The organism is Thermomonas aquatica (assembly GCF_006337105.1).
GTDB classification, from domain to species: Bacteria; Pseudomonadota; Gammaproteobacteria; order Xanthomonadales; family Xanthomonadaceae; genus Thermomonas; species Thermomonas aquatica.
This window is the reverse complement of record NZ_CP040871.1, coordinates 159,484-175,568: the sequence shown is the minus strand read 5'-3', so window position 1 is coordinate 175,568 and position 16,085 is coordinate 159,484. Positions and strand designations below refer to the sequence as shown.

The window sequence follows — 16,085 nt, the reverse complement described above, 5'->3', positions numbered from 1 at the left end:
ATCCGCTCAGTGCCCTTCGTCCAGGAATTTCTCCGCATCCAGCGCGGCCATGCAACCGAAGCCGGCCGAGGTGATCGCCTGCCGGTAGACCTGGTCGGCCACGTCGCCGGCGGCGAACACGCCCGGCACCGAGGTCTGGGTGGCATTCCCGTCGAGCCCGGTGCGGATGGTCAGGTAGCCGTTCTTCATCGCCAATTGGCCGTCGAACAGCGAGGTGTTCGGGCTGTGACCGATCGCCACGAAGAAACCGTGCACCGGGATCTCGCGGGTGCTGCCGTCCAACACCGACTTCAGGCGCATGCCGGTGACGCCGGCATCGTTGCCCAGCACTTCGTCCACGGTGTGGTGCCAGACCAGTTCGATCTTGCCGCTGGCGGCCTTCGCCATCAGCTTGTCCTGCATGATCTTCTCCGCGCGCAGAGTGTCGCGGCGATGCACCAGGTAGACCTTGCGGGCGATGTTGGACAGGTACAGCGCTTCCTCGACCGCGGTATTGCCGCCGCCGATCACCGCCACGTCCTGGTCCTTGTAGAAGAAGCCGTCGCAGGTGGCGCAGGCGGACACGCCGCGGCCCTTGAACGCCTCTTCCGAGGGGATGCCCAGGTACTTGGCGGTGGCGCCGGTGGCGATGATCAGCGCATCGCAGGTGTAGTCGCCGGCATCGCCCTTGAGCCGGAACGGGCGCTGCGACAGGTCGGCGGTGTGGATGTGGTCGAACACGGTTTCGGTGTCGAAGCGCTCGGCATGCGCCTGCATGCGCGCCATCAGGTCCGGGCCCATCAGGCCGTGGGCATCGCCCGGCCAGTTGTCCACCTCGGTGGTGGTCATCAGCTGGCCGCCCATGGCCATGCCGGTGACCACGACGGGCTTGAGGTTGGCGCGCGCGGCGTACACGGCCGCGGTCCAGCCGGCGGGGCCGGAACCGAGGATCAACAAACGGGTGTGCTTGGTCGGGGTCATGGAGGCGTCGATGTGGGCGATATGCCGCGGAAGTCCCATAGCTTGGCGACGGGGCCGGCCCAACACAAGGCGCGATGCTTGCAACAGTGTCGCCCGGGCGTATGCCTGCCGGTGCTGTGCCGCATGTCACAAATGTCGTAATATCAAACCACTAGGGGAATTTCCTGAGGTCTGATCGCAGGTGGCACGTACGGCTCCTGAAGTGGGCAAGGCTGGCCGCAAGGCCGGATCCAAGAACGCGGCCAGCAAACCCGCGATGAGCCCGCGCCGCCAGCGCCTGTGGCGCGACCTCGCATTGATCGCGGTCGCGCCGCTGCTGTTGTTCCTGTTGGCCAGCCTGGTGACCTATTCGCCGGTCGATCCCGGTTTCTCGAATTCCGGCAGCATCACCGCGCCGATCCACAACGCCTGTGGCCGCGTCGGCGCGTGGATCGCCGACGTGCTGCTGGTGCTGACCGGCTACGTCGCTTTCATACTGCCGTTGGTGCTTGGTGCAATCGCCTGGATCGCGCTGTTCGGCATGGACAGCGACGGCGATGGGGATGCCGACCTCGGTCCGGCATTGCGACTGGTCGGAATCGTCGGCTTCCTGGTGTCATCGTCCGGATTGTTGGCCCTGCGCATCGAAAGCTCCAACGACCTGCCCCAAGGCAGTGGTGGCGTGTTCGGCCATCTGATCGGCGACTCGCTGCAGACGCTGTTCGGCGCGCTCGGTGCCAACCTGTTCCTGCTCAGCCTGTTCCTGATCTCGGTGACTTTGGCGACCGGGTTGTCGTGGCTGGCGGTGATGGACCGGATCGGCGGCTGGGTGCTGGCCCTGCCTGGCCTGCTCGGCCGCGGCGCGCGCAAGGGCGCGCAGCAGGCCAGCGAATGGCAGGAAACGCGTGCGCTGCGCGAGGAGCGGGTGGAGGCGCGCAAGGTCGATACCGAGCTGCGGGCCAAGCGCGCGCCGGTGAAGATCGAACCGCCGGCCGCGCCGGTGGTGGAGAAGAGCGACCGCGCCAAGCGCGAGACCCAGATCCCGCTGTTCCACGGCGGCGACGGTTCCGGCATCCCGCCGCTCGCCCTGCTCGACGATCCCAAGCCGCAGCCCAAGGGCTACGACGAGCAGACCCTGGAAACCCTGTCGCGGCAGATCGAATTCAAGCTCAAGGACTTCCGCATCGATGCCGAGGTGGTCGGCGCCTATCCGGGCCCGGTGATCACCCGCTTCGAGGTGCAGCCGGCGCCGGGCGTGAAGGTCAGCCAGATCAGTTCGCTGGACAAGGACATCGCGCGCGGGCTGAGCGTGAAGTCGGTGCGCGTGGTCGACGTGATCCCGGGCAAGTCGGTGATCGGCCTGGAAACCCCGAACAGCCATCGCGAGATGATCTATCTCAGCGAGCTGCTGCGCTCCAAGGAATACGACAAATCCAGCAGCCCGTTGACCCTGGCGCTGGGCAAGGACATCGCCGGCCGGCCGACAGTGGCCGACCTCGCCCGCATGCCGCACCTGCTGGTCGCCGGCACCACCGGCTCGGGCAAGTCGGTGGCGGTCAACGCGATGGTGCTGTCGCTGCTGTACAAGGCCTCCGCGAAGGATCTGCGGATGCTGATGATCGACCCGAAGATGCTGGAACTGTCCGTCTACCAGGGCATCCCGCACCTGCTGGCGCCCGTCGTCACCGACATGAAGGAGGCCGCCAACGGCCTGCGCTGGTGCGTGGCGGAAATGGAGCGCCGCTACAAGCTGATGAGCGCGGTCGGCGTGCGCAACCTGGCCGGCTTCAACAAGAAGGTGAAGGACGCCATCGACGCCGGCCAGCCGCTGATGGATCCGCTGTTCAAGCCGAACCCGGAACTGGACGAAGCGCCGCGCCAGCTGGAAACCCTGCCGTTCATCGTCATCTTCATCGACGAATTCGCCGACATGATGATGATCGTCGGAAAGAAGGTGGAAGAGCTGATCGCGCGTCTCGCGCAGAAGGCGCGCGCGGCCGGCATCCACCTGATCCTCGCCACCCAGCGTCCGTCGGTGGACGTGATCACCGGCCTGATCAAGGCGAATATCCCGACCCGCATCGCGTTCCAGGTGTCGAGCAAGATCGACAGCCGCACCATCCTCGACCAGAGCGGCGCGGAAACCCTGCTGGGCCACGGCGACATGCTGTACCTGCCGCCCGGCACCGCGATGCCGGAACGCGTGCACGGCGCCTTCGTCAGCGACGAGGAAGTGCACCGCGTGGTCGAGCACTTGAAGCAGAGCGGGGGAGGGCCGGATTACATCGAGGGCGTGCTGGAAGAGGCGCAAACGATGTACGACGGCAGCACGGTCGGCGCCACCGGCCTGCCGGAAACCGCCTCCAGCGGCGACGATCCGGAAGCCGATCCGCTGTACGACCAGGCCGTGCAGATCGTCACCGAAACCCGCCGCGCCTCGATCTCGGGCGTGCAGCGCCGCTTGAAGATCGGCTACAACCGCGCCGCGCGGATGATCGAGGCGATGGAAGCCGCCGGCATCGTCAGCACGCCGGAACACAATGGCGACCGCACCGTGCTCGCGCCGCCGCCGCCGCGTCCCTGATCTCCCGTTCAGGCCTGCGCGGCCATCGTGCATTCGCATTCAGCTTTCCTCGCACACACTGCATCGCAACGCTGCAGGAGAACGCCCATGAAATTCGCCACCACCGTCCTGTCCTCCGCGCTGTTGCTGGCTGCCAATGCCGCCAATGCCGGCGCGCGCGACCAGCTCAATGCCTTCACCAAGGGCCTGAAGGGCCTGGACGGGCAGTTCAGCCAGCAGGTGTTCGATGTGCGCGGCAAGCAGAAGGAAAGCTCGACCGGTCGCGTCGCCGTATCCGCGCCGCGCCTGTTCCGCTGGGAATACGTGAAGCCGTATCCGCAGCTGATCGTGGCCGACGGCAAGAATGTCTGGGTGCACGATCCCGACCTGCAGCAGGTCAGCAAGCGCCCGCAGGGCGCGGAAGAAGCCAACAGCCCGTTGGCGATCCTGCTGGACCCCGCCAAGCTCGACCGCGATTTCACGGTCAAGGAGGCGGGCGTGAGCGCAGGCGTCGAATGGCTGCAGCTCACCCCGAAGCAGGCCGAGGCGCCGTTCAAGACCGCCAGGCTCGGCTTCAGCAAGGCCGGGCTCGCGCAGATGGAATACGTCGATGCACTGGGCCAGCGCACCAGGATTTCCTTCAGCGCGTGGAAGCGCAACCCGAGCTTCGCCAAGGGCACCTTCGTCTACGTGCCGGCCAAGGGCGTGGACGTGATCGGCGGCTGATCGCAGGGCCTGCGAAAGGCGGGCGGGTAGAATCGCAGGATGCCCGCCCCACGCAAGCAGACTCCGAATCCCCACCTGCTGGACGCAGGCAGCGAAGCGCTGCGTCCGCTCGCCGAGCGCATGCGTCCGCGCACGCTTGAGGACATGGTCGGCCAACGCCGCCTGCTGGCGCCGGGTTCCGCGTTGCGCCGCGCGGTCGAAGGCGGGCATGTCCATTCGATGATCCTGTGGGGCCCGCCGGGCTGCGGCAAGACCACGCTGGCCTTGCTGCTGGCGCGCTATGCCGATGCCGAGTTCGTGGCGATCTCCGCAGTGCTGTCCGGCCTGCCGCAGGTGCGCGAGGTCCTGGCCGAAGCGCAGGCGCGCTTCGAAGCCGGCCGGCGCACCGTGCTGTTCGTCGACGAGGTGCACCGCTTCAACAAGGCGCAACAGGACGCGTTCCTGCCGCACATCGAACGCGGCACGATCCTGTTCGTCGGCGCCACCACCGAGAACCCGTCGTTCGAATTGAACTCCGCGTTGCTGTCGCGTTGCCGCGTGCACGTGCTGGAAGCGGTGTCGGCCGAGGACATCGTGGTCGCGCTGCGGCACGCGCTGGACGACAGCGAGCGCGGCCTCGGCGCACGCGGCCTGACCGTCGCCGACGCCGCCCTGCGCGAGATCGCCGGCGCCGCCGATGGCGACGTGCGACGCGCGCTGACCCTGCTCGAAATCGCCGCAGAAATCGCCGAAGGCGAGGGCGGCGAGATCAGCGAGCAAACCCTGCACCAGGTACTGGCCGACCGGACCCGTCGCTTCGACAAAGGCGGCGACCAGTTCTACGACCAGATCAGCGCCCTGCACAAATGCGTGCGCAGCTCCAACCCGGATGCCGCGTTGTACTGGCTGGCACGCATGCTGGACGGCGGCGCCGATCCCGCCTACCTCGCGCGGCGCCTGACCCGGATGGCGGTGGAAGACATCGGCCTGGCCGATCCGCGCGCCTTGCAGATGGCGATCGAATCGTGGGACGCGTACGACCGCCTGGGCTCGCCCGAAGGCGAACTCGCGCTGGCGCAGCTCACCCTCTACCTGGCCAGCACCGCGAAATCCAACGCAGCCTATCGTGCCTACAACACCGCGCGCGCCGATGTCGAAGCGCATGGCACGCAGGACGTGCCGCTGCACATCCGCAATGCGCCGACGAAGCTGATGAAGTCGCTCGGCTACGGCAAGGACTACCAGTACGACCACGATGCCGACGGCGGCATCGCGCTGGACCAGACCGGCTTCCCCGACGCGATGGGCGAACGCATCTACTACGAGCCGGTGCCGCGCGGGATGGAACTGAAGCTCAAGGAAAAACTCGACGCGCTGCGCGCCGCACGCGAGCAGGCACGCAAGGGGCGCGGCTGATGCGTGCGTTGCTGGCGGGCTTGCCGAGGACGGTCTGGCTGCTCGGCTTCATCAGCCTGATCAACGATGCCGCCAGCGACATGATCTATCCGCTGGTGCCGCTGTACCTGGCCTCGGTGCTGATGGCCGGGCCGAAGGCGCTGGGCCTGATCGAAGGCGTGGCCGAGGCCGTCGGCAGCCTGATGAAACTGGCCGCTGGCGTGCTGGCCGACCGCATGCGCCGGATCAAGCCGTTCGTGGTATTCGGCTATGGCCTTGCCGGCATCGCGCGTCCGTTGATCGGCATCGCCACCAGCTGGGTCGGCGTGCTTGCGTTCCGCTTCGTCGATCGCATCGGCAAGGGCCTGCGCTCGGCACCGCGCGATGCACTGTTGGCCGGCAGCGTTGCGCCGGAACAGCGTGGACTGGCTTACGGCCTGCATCGCGGGATGGACAATGCCGGCGCGGTGGTCGGCCCGCTGGTGGCGGCGGCGTTGCTGGCCGCGGGGTTCTCGTTGCGGCAGGTATTCCTGTTCGCCTTCGTCCCGGCTGTCGCGGTCCTGCTGCTGTCGTTGCGCCTCCGCGAGCCGGAACCTGCGCCGGTGGAAGCGCGACAGGCCTTCGACTGGAAGTTCTCGGCACTGCCGGCGCGTTATCGCCGCTACCTGTTCGCGCTCGGGCTGTTCACGCTGGGCAATGCGTCGAACATGTTCCTGTTGTTGCGCGCGCAGGAACTCGGACTCGGCGCCGCGCAGATCACCTTGCTGTGGGCGGTGTTCTCGGCTGTTGCCGCATTGTGTTCCGCGCCGCTGTCCGCATGGTCGGACCGCATCGGCCGCACGCGGTTGATCGTGGCGGGCTGGGCGGGCCAGGCCGCGATGTATGCCGTGCTCGGCTGGCTCGGCTTCGATGCCAATTGGCTGTGGCTGATCTTCGCCGGCTACGGCTTCGTCACCGCGATGATCGAAGGCAGCGAACGCGCCTTGGTCGCGGACATGGTGCCTGCGGCAAGGGCGGGCACTGCATTCGGCTGGTACTACCTGGTCACCGGCTTGCTGCTGTTGCCGGCCTCGGTGGTGTTCGGCAGCCTGTGGCAGGACGTATCGCCCGCGGCCGCGTTCGGACTCAGCGCGGCCTGCGCGATCGGTGCGATCCTGTTGCTGGCGACGAACCGCAAGGAGGCCGCGGCGTGACCCTCTGGTGGCAGCAACTGGTGCTGGTGATGCTCGGCGGCGCGCTCGGCGCGGGCGCGCGCTATTGGCTCGGCGGCGCGTTGCTGCGGCAGTTCGGCAGCGGCATCCCGTACGGCACGCTGGCGGCCAACCTGATCGGGTCGTTCGCGGTCGGCTTCCTCGCGATCTGGCTGGAAGGCCGCGGCCCGCAGGCGCTGTACTGGCGCGCGTTCCTGATCGTCGGCGTGCTAGGCGCGCTCACCACGTACTCGGCGCTGATGCTGGAATGCCTGCTGATGGCGCGCTCGCAACGCAGCGAACTGCTGTTGGGCTATCTCGGCGGCACCCTCGCCGCGGGCCTGGTGCTGGTCTGGGCCGGCGCGAAATTCGCGGCGATGCTGCGCCCCGCGTACTGATCCGCCAATGTTGGCAAGGTCGCGGGCGCGGGCGCATGCTCCGCCTGCGGCGATCCGGCCGCGGGGGAGGGAATGACGATGCGAATCCTGATAGCGGGCATCATCGGCGGCGTGGTGATGTTCATCTGGGGCGCGGTGGCGCACATGATGTTGCCGATCGGCGAGATGGGCATGAAGGTGCCGACCGAACAGGCCAGCGCGATCTCGGCATTGGGGCCGACGACGCAGGGCGCGGGCGTGTACATGTACCCGAGCATGCCTGCCGAGGACTGGCAGGACGACGCCAAGATGAAGGCGTTCGCGGAATCGGCGAAGGGCCAGCCGTACGCCTTCGTGATCTACCAGCCAGGCGGCAACCCGGTGAATGCATCGATGGGCCCTGCGCTCGGCAAGCAGTTCGCCTCCGACACCGCCGGTGCGCTGGTCCTGGCCTGGGTGCTGTCGCTGGTGGCGGGCGGTTTCGGCCGGCGCGTGCTGGTCGGTGCGGCGGCGGGCCTGTTCGCCTGGCTCGCGGTCAGCGTGCCGTACTGGAACTGGTACATGTTCCCCGGCGATTTCACTGTCGGCGCCTTGCTGGAACAACTGATCGGCTGGACCGTGGCGGCCGCCGCGAGTGCCTGGTGGCTGGGACGCGGCGAGCGTCGCTGACATTCAGCATCCGGGCGGGGTAACCCGCCCGGATGATTTGCCGGGGCACTGCAATGGTGCCCATGGCGCGCAGCGCGACGTCGCTCACGTGGGGCAGTTGTCAGTCGCATGCCCCTCGCGCATCCAATGAAAACGAAATCAGCACGGCCCATCGCCTGCGCTCGCAGGGCATGATGGCTTGCGGCGCACGCCACGGGGATCCGGGGCAGGGAGACCGCCTGGATCACCCGATCATCGCGGATCGCCACATGCGATTCGCCAACCGGCCGACGCGAGGGGGTTCGCGCCGACCGGTCCAACCGCAGGAGTGGCGCCGTGGGTCTGGGGACATTGGATATCGCAATCGTGCTGGCTTACCTCGCCGGCATCTTCATCCTGGCGCAGTGGGTCTCGCGCGAGAAAGCCGGGCACCAGAAGGACGCGAAGGATTACTTCCTCGCCGGCAAGGCGCTGCCGTGGTGGGCGATCGGCGCATCCTTGATCGCGGCGAACATCTCGGCCGAACAGATCATCGGCATGTCCGGTTCCGGCTATGCCATCGGCCTGGCGATCGCGTCTTACGAATGGATGGCGGCGGCGACGCTGCTGATTGTCGGCAAGTGGCTCCTGCCGGTGTTCCTGCGCAACGGCATCTACACCATGCCGCAGTTCCTGGAGCAGCGTTACGGCAGCCGCATTCGCACGCTGATGGCGGTGTTCTGGCTGGGCCTGTACGTGTTCGTCAACGTCACCTCGATCCTGTGGCTGGGCGCCATCGCGGTGTCGCAGGTCACCGGCATGGACCAGATGCTGGCGGTGGTGCTGATCGGCGTGTTCGCGCTGCTGTACCAGCTCTACGGCGGGCTGAAGGCGGTCGCGCTGACCGACATCGTGCAGGTCACGCTGCTGGTGCTGGGCGGATTGCTGGTGGCGGGCCTGACCCTGAACCAGCTGGGCGAGGGCGCCGGCATCGCGGCGGGCTTCCATCGTTTGTGGCAAGCGGAGCCCGGCCACTTCGAGATGATCCTCGACAAGGACAACCCGTTCTACAAGGACCTGCCGGGCTTGAGCGTGCTGATCGGCGGCATGTGGATCATGAACATCAGCTACTGGGGCTTCAACCAGTACATCATCCAGCGCGCACTCGCCGCCAAGGACATCGGCGAGGCGCAGAAGGGCGTGCTGTTCGCGGCCTTCCTGAAGCTGCTGATGCCGGTCATCGTGGTGTTGCCCGGCATCGCCGCGGTGATGCTGGCGCCGAACCTGGACAAGCCGGACCAGGCCTATCCGACGATGATGCGCTTTCTCCCCAGCGGCATCCTCGGCCTGGTGTTCGCGGCACTGGTCGCGGCGATCGTGGCCTCGCTGGCATCGAAGGTGAATTCCATCGCCACCATCTTCACCCTCGACTTCTACGCGAAGATGCGACCGCAGGCCGACCAGCAGCGGCTGGTGCGGGTCGGGCGCATCGCCGCGGTGGTCGCGGTGGCGGTCGGCATCCTCGCCGCCAAGCCGCTGCTCGGCAGCTTCGACCAGGCCTTCCAGTACATCCAGGAATACACCGGCTTCTTCACCCCGGGCATCGTGGTGATCTTCGTGCTGGGCCTGTTCTGGAAACGCGCCAACGAAGCCGGCGCGCTCGCGGCCGCGATCGGTTCGTTCGCGCTGTCGATCGCGTTGAAGCTGGCGTGGCCGGAGCTGCCGTTCATCGACCGCGTCGGCCTGGTGTTCCTGCTCGCACTGGCGCTGGCGGTGGCCGTGTCGTTGCTGACCCGGCATGCGCCCGAGAAGGACATCATCGAGACACGCGACGTCGATTACCGCACGCGATCCGTCTTCAACATCGGCGCGCTGGCCGTCATCGCCATCCTGACGGCTTTGTACACGGTGTTCTGGTAGGCGCTACGGCATTGGCATCAGGACAAGGGCGGGCCGAGAGGGCGCCGCCCAGTGCCGTTGCTGCCGTCATTTGGGAGAGTTTGGTCGATTTTCAATTTCGCATATCTAGCATCGCCCGACATTCGACCAAGCGTTGCCATCGCGCCGGAATAGTTGGCCGGCGATGCAGCGCTCGTTGCCGCGTAGCTCCGATGGCGGAACGTATGTAGGGGCTGCAACGGGTTCCCGGATCACGACTTGCTCGGTAGTGACCGGGCAACGTTCGTTTTCCTCATTGGCGAGCATCTGCTCTGTGGCGATCAGTTGTCGCTTGGTAATGAAAGCTGCCGCGATGGTCGCGACCCATAGGGCAGCCAGAATCAACGCTGTCGCTTGCCATCCTTCTCGTTGCACGGGCAATCTCCTGAGTTTCAGAATTCTAAGCCCGGCCCCGGAATAGCTCTCTCGCAGGCAAAATTTCAAACGATCGCCACATTTTCAATTGGTCGTTTGATTCCGCCTGCCGGTACTTGGCCAACCGTGCTTCTGCCGCTTGGCGAAACAGCAACCCGCGCAGGCGCTCCGGGCTGATCCGGTCTTTATCCGGCGACACCAGGTCGCGGCCGGCCATGCGCCAGCCAGCCCACGGCCCGTAGAGCGGCGTTCTGTTTTCGACCACGCGCTCATAGTGGCCGGCGGGGGACTCTTGCTTGCAGTACATGCAGGCGGTCATGCGGCGAAGGCCTCGATGTTGCTGGGGCTAGGCTTCGTACGCGAGAACCGCCATTTCAGCCAGTAAAGAATTAACACCGCTGCAGAACAGGCCACTCCAATAGTTCGCATAATGTCTATTATGTTAATATTTGGATTAGCCTCCCGGGCGCCGCCCTAGTAGCCATTGCACACGGCCCTCACCGCCGCATCGATCCTGCTCAGGTCGTCGAAAGTACGCTTGAAGCCGAGCCGCTCCAGTTGCCGTACGCGTTTGGCCTTGGCCAGTGAACATGGGCTTGGCCGGGGTGTGCGGCGGCGGCCGGAGCCATCGCGCACTCGAAGGTGCTTTCTCGTTGCTGGCGGCTTCGTCGTCCTGGTGGAAACCGCGATAGGCGGCGGCGACACCGGATCCGGCACGTATTCGATGCTGCGGTCCATCCGCTGGTTCGTTGCGCAAGCGGCCGACTGGTAGCTCACCTGGCCGGCACGGCCGACGCAGCGGTACAGGCTGGCAGCGGATGCCAGTCCCGGGAACAGGCAGATCATCAGCAGGATCGCGAATTTCATCGGGCTTCCATCGGCATGGGTCAACCCGACTATCGATGGCAGCGGACGCGACTTCTGTCGGGAAACCCCGCGCCCGCGGCTCGGGAACGCCCGCATGCATCCGCGGCCGTGCACCGGCGCGCAGTCCTGCGCTAGTCGTCCTCGGCGTAGCGCCAGAACAGCGGGCGGCCCAGCATCTCCCCGCCTTCGATGCCGATCTCCGTGCCCGCATCGATCGCGAGCGCCAGCGCGCCGTCCTGGAACGACCAGCTCATGGCTTCGGCAGCGGACGCATCGCTGGGCAGCGCGGTGACACGCCGCGCGCGCGCTGGCAGCAGGCCTTCGCCGGATCGCTTGCCGCGCGCTTCCTTCAGCGTCCACAGCGTGTGGAAAGCCGCTGCACGCTGCGCTTCCGGCATGCGCTGCAGGCGTTCGGCCTCTTCCGGCGAGAACGCGAAACGCGCCAGCGCATCGAGATCGCGTTGGCGGCGCGGGACTTCGACATCGATGCCGACCGGCATCGTCGCCAGCGCGACGGCCAGCCAGCCGCCGCTATGGCTCAAACTCAGCGAAAGCGGCGACGGCGCGCCGTCGACCAGCAAGCACGGGCGTCCGTCGTCGTGGCGCTGCAGCGCGATGCGCGTCATCTCCGCCTGCAGCCAGTCGGCTGCGATCCTGCGCGCCAGCCAATGTCCGGCAAGGAAACTGCGCCGGCGCGCCGGGGCGGACATGGCCTGCAGGCGCGAGGCCTCGTCGTCGGTCAGCCACCACTGGCCCGCGGCCTCCGCTTCGGCGGCGATGATGTCCAACTGCACGAGACGCATGCGTCCGACGGATGGCGTGCTCATGCTGCTATGCATCGGCTCCATTTGCCTTGGCTGTGCTTCGCGAGCATCGTGCCATCTGCCCCACGCCGCGAAAAGAAAAAGCCCGGCGCAAGCCGGGCTTTCGATTGCAGCATCTCGATTTCGCGGGTTTGGGTGGCGTCCCCACGGGGATTCGAACCCCGGTCGCTACCGTGAAAGGGTAATGTCCTAGGCCTCTAGACGATGGGGACAAAACCGCAAAATTTTCAGGAGATGGATCTGAAGAGTGGTGGAGCCAGGCGGGATCGAACCGCCGACCTCCTGCATGCCATGCAGGCGCTCTCCCAGCTGAGCTATGGCCCCACGGGCTGGAAAGACGCGCATTCTGCGGGACGTTTTCCGAAGCGTCAAGCGGCTGTTTCGATTTGCTTGCCGATTTCCGTTCGCGGCGCCGGCCGCAAGGTCGCCACGCCATGCCCCTGCTCGGCCAGGTACTGCAGCCATTTGCCGAGGAAGGTGTTCATCCGCAGGCGATGGTCGAGGATCCGCTCCGGCGGCGGGAACATGCCGATCACGTCCTGCCAGCGCCGGCCGGCATAGCAATGCGTGGCTTCCACCTGGCGCGCATCGCGGTACAGGCGCAGGTTCGCGGAGGGATCGTGCAGGCCGGTCTGCGGATCGACCAGCCCGTAGGTCATCCGCAACTCGACGGTATAGGCATGGCGTTCGACCGCTTCCAGCCGCAGGTCCAGCCCGTCGCCGATGCTCGACACATACGCGCCGCAGGCCAGGTCCGCCGGCTCGAACAGGCGCTGCAGGCGCGAATGATTCTCGGCATACAGGCCCATCAGCCAGCTGAAACGGCTCAGCTTCGGCAACGGAACGCGACGGGCAAGCACGCGGCTCATGGCATCGATCCTACACGTGCGATCCGCGCCGCGGCAGGATTGACGCAACGCGGGAACAGGCCTAGCGTGGGGATTCCCGCAGCCCGCTCAATACATCTCGCGATTGATGCCGAGATGCTCGAGGACGCGGCTGGAAATCTCCTCGATCGACGCATGCGTAGTGCTGAGCATCTCGATGCCTTCGCGGCGCAGCATCGCCTCCGCCTGGGCCACCTCCCGCTTGCAGGTGTCCAGCTGCGCATAGCGCGAATTCGCCCGGCGTTCCTGGCGGATCTGGTGCAGGCGGATCGGGTCGATGGTCAGCCCGAACAGCTTGTTGCGGTGCTGCCGCAACTTCGCCGGCAATCGCTCTTCCTCGAGGTCGTCCGGGGTCAGCGGATAGTTCGCCGCGCGGATGCCGTGGTGCAGGGCCAGGTACACGCAGGTCGGCGTCTTGCCCGCACGGGAGACGCCGACCAGGATCAGGTCGGCCTCGTCGTAGTTCATGCTGATGCCGTCGTCGTGGGTCAACGCGTAGTTCATCGCGTTGATGCGGCGGTGGTAGGTGTCGAAATCGACGATGCCGTGCGCCTGCCCCACCCGCTGCTGGCGGGCCTCGCCCAGCTCGCGCTCCAGCGGCTCGATGAACGGCGCGAACACGTCCAGCATCAGCGCCCCGCTCTCCGCCACAAGGGCGGTCAGCGACCCGTCCACGCACGAGGTGACCACGATCGGGCGCGTCCGCGCGGCCTCGCCCGCCGCTCGGATGCGGTTCGCGGCATCGCGGGCCCGGTCCGGGGTGTCCACGAACGGCAGGCGGTCGGTCTGGAAGCGGCTGCCGGAAAACTGGGTCAGCAGGCTGTGGCCGATGGTTTCGGCGGTGATGCCGGTACCGTCGGAGACGTAGAACACGGGGCGGACGGCATCCATATGCAATCGTAGTCATCGCTCTAGGCGGGCGATGTAAAATAACGGACTTCCAGCGCCCATGCGCCGCCCTGCCCCACGGAGCCCGCCTTGACCAGCAATGTCCTCTGGCTGCACGACCTGCGCCTGTCCGACCTCGCCCAGGTGGGCGGCAAGAACTCCTCGCTGGGCGAGATGATCGGCGAATTGTCCGGTCTGGGCGTCTCGGTGCCCGGCGGCTTCGCCACCACCGCCGACGCGTTCAAGGCCTTCATCGCCCACAACGACTTGCACCAGCGCATCTACGACAAGCTGGCGACCATCGACGTCGAGGACGTGCCCGCCCTGACCCGCGCCGGCGCCGAGATCCGCGGCTGGGTGATCGACGCCCCGTTGCAGCCGGAACTCGACGCCGACATCCGCACCGCCTACGCGAAACTGTGCGCTGATGCCGGTGCACCGGACATCGCCGTGGCCGTGCGCTCCTCCGCCACCGCCGAAGACCTGCCGGATGCGTCCTTCGCCGGCCAGCAGGAAACCTTCCTCAACGTGACCGGCGCCGACGACGTGGTGCACAAGGTCAAGGAAGTCTTTGCGTCGCTCTACAACGATCGCGCCATCGCCTACCGCGTGCACCACGGCTTCGCCCACGAGGACGTGTTCCTGTCCGCCGGCGTGCAGTTGATGGTGCGCTCCGACGTCGGCGCCTCCGGCGTGCTGTTCACCCTCGACACCGAATCCGGTTTCCGCGACGTGGTCTTCGTCACCGCCAGCTACGGCCTGGGCGAGATGGTCGTGCAGGGCGCGGTCAACCCGGACGAGTTCTACGTCTACAAGCCCACGCTCAAGGCCGGCAAGCCGGCGATCCTGCGCCGCTCGCTGGGCAGCAAGCAGCTGCGGATGGTGTATTCGAAGGTGCCCGGCGAACGCGTCAAGACCGAAGACACGCCGGCCGAACTGCGTTCGAAGTTCTCGATCAGCGATGCCGACGTGCAGGAACTCGCCAAGCAGTCGCTGGTGATCGAGCAGCACTACGGCCGGCCGATGGACATCGAATGGGGCAAGGACGGCAACACCGGCAAGCTCTACATCCTGCAGGCGCGCCCGGAGACGGTGAAGTCGCGCGCGCATGCGACGCAGATCGAGCGCTACACGCTGCAGCAGCGCGGCGAGGTGCTGGCCGAAGGCCGCGCCATCGGCAGCAAGATCGGCAGCGGCACCGCGCGGGTGGTGCGTTCGCTGGCCGACATGGAGCGCGTGCAGCCCGGCGACGTGCTGGTCGCCGACATGACCGATCCCGACTGGGAGCCGGTGATGAAGCGCAGCGCCGCCATCGTCACCAACCGCGGCGGCCGCACCTGCCACGCGGCGATCATCGCGCGTGAACTCGGCGTACCCGCCGTGGTCGGCACCGGCAACGCGCTGGACACCATCAAGGACGGCGACCCGGTCACCGTCAGCTGCGCCGAAGGCGATACCGGCTTCATCTACGCCGGCGCCCTGCCCTTCGAGCGCACCACCACCGACCTCGGCAACATGCCGCCGGCGCCGCTGAAGATCATGATGAACGTGGCGAATCCCGACCGCGCCTTCGACTTCGGCATGCTGCCGAACGCCGGCATCGGCCTGGCGCGGCTGGAGATGATCATCGCCAGCCATATCGGCGTGCATCCGAAGGCATTGCTGGAATACGCGAAGCAGGACGCGGCGACCAAGGCGAAGATCGACGCGCGCACCGCCGGTTACGCCGGCCCGGTCGAGTTCTACGTGGATCGTCTGGCCGAAGGCATCGCCACCATTACCGCCTCGGTGGCGCCGAACCCGGTGATCGTGCGCCTGTCCGACTTCAAGTCGAACGAATACGCCAACCTGATTGGCGGCAGCAAGTACGAGCCGCACGAGGAGAACCCGATGATCGGGTTCCGCGGCGCATCGCGTTACATCGACCCGAGCTTCCGCGACGCGTTCGCGCTGGAGTGCAAGGCGGTCAAGCGCGTGCGCGAGGACATGGGCCTCACCAATCTGTGGGTGATGATCCCGTTCGTGCGCACGCTGGACGAAGGCCGCAAGGTGCTGGACGTCCTGCGCGAGAACGGCCTGGTCCAGGGCGAGAACGGCCTGAAGGTCATCATGATGTGCGAGGTGCCGTCCAACGCGCTGCTCGCCGATGAATTCCTGGAGCTGTTCGACGGCTTCAGCATCGGTTCCAACGACATGACCCAGCTCACCCTGGGCCTGGACCGCGACAGCGCGATCGTCGCCGGCCTGTTCGACGAACGCGACCCGGCGGTCAAGAAGATGCTGTCGATGGCGATCGCCGCGGCCAAGGCGAAGGGCAAGTACGTCGGCATCTGCGGCCAGGGTCCGAGCGACCACCCGGATCTCGCGCTGTGGCTGATGGAACAGGGGATCGAGTCGGTGTCGCTGAACCCCGACACGGTGGTCGACACCTGGCTGCAGCTGGCCAAGGCCAAGCAGGCCTGATCGCATTCGCGGCTGGCGGCGCTTGCGCCGCCTCGCGGCTCCGGTAG

General features: G+C 66.8%; 14 protein-coding genes and 2 tRNA genes. 8 read left to right on the top strand and 8 right to left on the bottom strand.

Translation table 11 applies throughout. The features are described from left to right. Positions 1-6: 6 nt before the first annotated feature. Positions 7-960, bottom strand: coding sequence for a thioredoxin-disulfide reductase (trxB, locus tag FHQ07_RS00860; protein ID WP_139714852.1), 954 nt, complete (start codon positions 958-960; stop codon positions 7-9). Positions 961-1,141: 181 nt separating this feature from the next. On the opposite strand from trxB, the gene FHQ07_RS00855 reads away from it, so the two are divergent. The 7 genes from FHQ07_RS00855 to FHQ07_RS00825 all read left to right on the top strand — a co-directional run bounded on the left by FHQ07_RS00855 (position 1,142) and on the right by FHQ07_RS00825 (position 9,716). After that, positions 1,142-3,523 (top strand): DNA translocase FtsK, encoded by a 2,382-nt coding sequence (locus FHQ07_RS00855; protein ID WP_139714851.1) that lies wholly within the window; start codon positions 1,142-1,144, stop codon positions 3,521-3,523. Positions 3,524-3,610: 87 nt separating this feature from the next. Continuing rightward, the gene (gene lolA / locus FHQ07_RS00850) at positions 3,611-4,228 is read left to right on the top strand and encodes an outer membrane lipoprotein periplasmic chaperone LolA (protein ID WP_139714850.1); all 618 of its coding nucleotides are present in this window, start codon (positions 3,611-3,613) and stop codon (positions 4,226-4,228) included. A 39-nt stretch (positions 4,229-4,267) separates the two neighbouring features. Continuing rightward, a complete protein-coding gene (locus tag FHQ07_RS00845) occupies positions 4,268-5,623 on the top strand; it encodes a replication-associated recombination protein A (protein ID WP_139714849.1) in 1,356 nt (451 codons plus the stop codon). Further along, positions 5,623-6,795: an MFS transporter gene (locus FHQ07_RS00840; RefSeq protein ID WP_139714848.1), complete on the top strand. Its 1,173-nt coding sequence runs from the start codon at positions 5,623-5,625 to the stop codon at positions 6,793-6,795. Before FHQ07_RS00845 ends, FHQ07_RS00840 begins: the two co-directional genes overlap by 1 nt. Before the next feature lie 29 nt (positions 6,796-6,824). Next, complete coding sequence (locus tag FHQ07_RS00835) at positions 6,825-7,190, top strand: CrcB family protein (protein WP_139717806.1); 366 nt, start codon at positions 6,825-6,827, stop codon at positions 7,188-7,190. Between the two features lie 78 nt (positions 7,191-7,268). Next, a complete protein-coding gene (locus FHQ07_RS00830) occupies positions 7,269-7,838 on the top strand; it encodes a hypothetical protein (protein ID WP_139714847.1) in 570 nt (189 codons plus the stop codon). Between the two features lie 315 nt (positions 7,839-8,153). Then, the gene (locus FHQ07_RS00825) at positions 8,154-9,716 is read left to right on the top strand and encodes a sodium/sugar symporter (RefSeq protein ID WP_139714846.1); all 1,563 of its coding nucleotides are present in this window, start codon (positions 8,154-8,156) and stop codon (positions 9,714-9,716) included. 418 nt (positions 9,717-10,134) lie between these two features. Here FHQ07_RS00825 and FHQ07_RS00820 read toward each other — a convergent pair whose 3' ends face one another. The 7 genes from FHQ07_RS00820 to ppsR all read right to left on the bottom strand — a co-directional run bounded on the left by FHQ07_RS00820 (position 10,135) and on the right by ppsR (position 13,578). After that, the gene (locus FHQ07_RS00820) at positions 10,135-10,428 is read right to left on the bottom strand and encodes a hypothetical protein (protein WP_139714845.1); all 294 of its coding nucleotides are present in this window, start codon (positions 10,426-10,428) and stop codon (positions 10,135-10,137) included. A 155-nt stretch (positions 10,429-10,583) separates the two neighbouring features. After that, a complete protein-coding gene (locus FHQ07_RS00815) occupies positions 10,584-10,976 on the bottom strand; it encodes a DUF4124 domain-containing protein (RefSeq protein WP_168191422.1) in 393 nt (130 codons plus the stop codon). 131 nt (positions 10,977-11,107) lie between these two features. Beyond that, positions 11,108-11,803 carry a 4'-phosphopantetheinyl transferase family protein gene (locus tag FHQ07_RS00810; protein ID WP_168191421.1) on the bottom strand — a complete coding sequence of 232 codons (696 nt, stop codon included), beginning with the start codon at positions 11,801-11,803 and terminating at the stop codon, positions 11,108-11,110. Between the two features lie 133 nt (positions 11,804-11,936). Next, positions 11,937-12,012, bottom strand: a tRNA-Glu gene (locus FHQ07_RS00805). A gap of 36 nt (positions 12,013-12,048) precedes the next feature. Further along, positions 12,049-12,124 (bottom strand) — tRNA-Ala (locus FHQ07_RS00800). A gap of 44 nt (positions 12,125-12,168) precedes the next feature. After that, the gene (locus FHQ07_RS00795) at positions 12,169-12,669 is read right to left on the bottom strand and encodes a DUF1249 domain-containing protein (RefSeq protein ID WP_139714842.1); all 501 of its coding nucleotides are present in this window, start codon (positions 12,667-12,669) and stop codon (positions 12,169-12,171) included. Between the two features lie 87 nt (positions 12,670-12,756). Beyond that, positions 12,757-13,578 carry a posphoenolpyruvate synthetase regulatory kinase/phosphorylase PpsR gene (gene ppsR, locus FHQ07_RS00790; RefSeq protein ID WP_139714841.1) on the bottom strand — a complete coding sequence of 274 codons (822 nt, stop codon included), beginning with the start codon at positions 13,576-13,578 and terminating at the stop codon, positions 12,757-12,759. Between the two features lie 87 nt (positions 13,579-13,665). Here ppsR and ppsA point away from each other — a divergent pair, with 87 nt between their 5' ends. After that, complete coding sequence (gene ppsA, locus FHQ07_RS00785; RefSeq protein ID WP_139714840.1) at positions 13,666-16,038, top strand: phosphoenolpyruvate synthase; 2,373 nt, start codon at positions 13,666-13,668, stop codon at positions 16,036-16,038. The last annotated feature ends 47 nt before the right edge of the window (positions 16,039-16,085 follow it).

Excerpts from the sequence above, each read along its gene's own strand:
- trxB (WP_139714852.1), bottom strand. The coding sequence starts at position 960 with ATGACCCCGACCAAGCACACCCGTTTGTTGATCCTCGGTTCCGGCCCC.
- lolA (WP_139714850.1), top strand. The coding sequence starts at position 3,611 with ATGAAATTCGCCACCACCGTCCTGTCCTCCGCGCTGTTGCTGGCTGCC.
- FHQ07_RS00845 (WP_139714849.1), top strand. The coding sequence starts at position 4,268 with ATGCCCGCCCCACGCAAGCAGACTCCGAATCCCCACCTGCTGGACGCA.
- FHQ07_RS00840 (WP_139714848.1), top strand. The coding sequence starts at position 5,623 with ATGCGTGCGTTGCTGGCGGGCTTGCCGAGGACGGTCTGGCTGCTCGGC.
- FHQ07_RS00835 (WP_139717806.1), top strand. The coding sequence starts at position 6,825 with ATGCTCGGCGGCGCGCTCGGCGCGGGCGCGCGCTATTGGCTCGGCGGC.
- FHQ07_RS00830 (WP_139714847.1), top strand. The coding sequence starts at position 7,269 with ATGCGAATCCTGATAGCGGGCATCATCGGCGGCGTGGTGATGTTCATC.
- FHQ07_RS00820 (WP_139714845.1), bottom strand. The coding sequence starts at position 10,428 with ATGACCGCCTGCATGTACTGCAAGCAAGAGTCCCCCGCCGGCCACTAT.
- FHQ07_RS00815 (WP_168191422.1), bottom strand. The coding sequence starts at position 10,976 with ATGAAATTCGCGATCCTGCTGATGATCTGCCTGTTCCCGGGACTGGCA.
- FHQ07_RS00810 (WP_168191421.1), bottom strand. The coding sequence starts at position 11,803 with ATGAGCACGCCATCCGTCGGACGCATGCGTCTCGTGCAGTTGGACATC.
- FHQ07_RS00795 (WP_139714842.1), bottom strand. The coding sequence starts at position 12,669 with ATGAGCCGCGTGCTTGCCCGTCGCGTTCCGTTGCCGAAGCTGAGCCGT.
- ppsR (WP_139714841.1), bottom strand. The coding sequence starts at position 13,578 with ATGGATGCCGTCCGCCCCGTGTTCTACGTCTCCGACGGTACCGGCATC.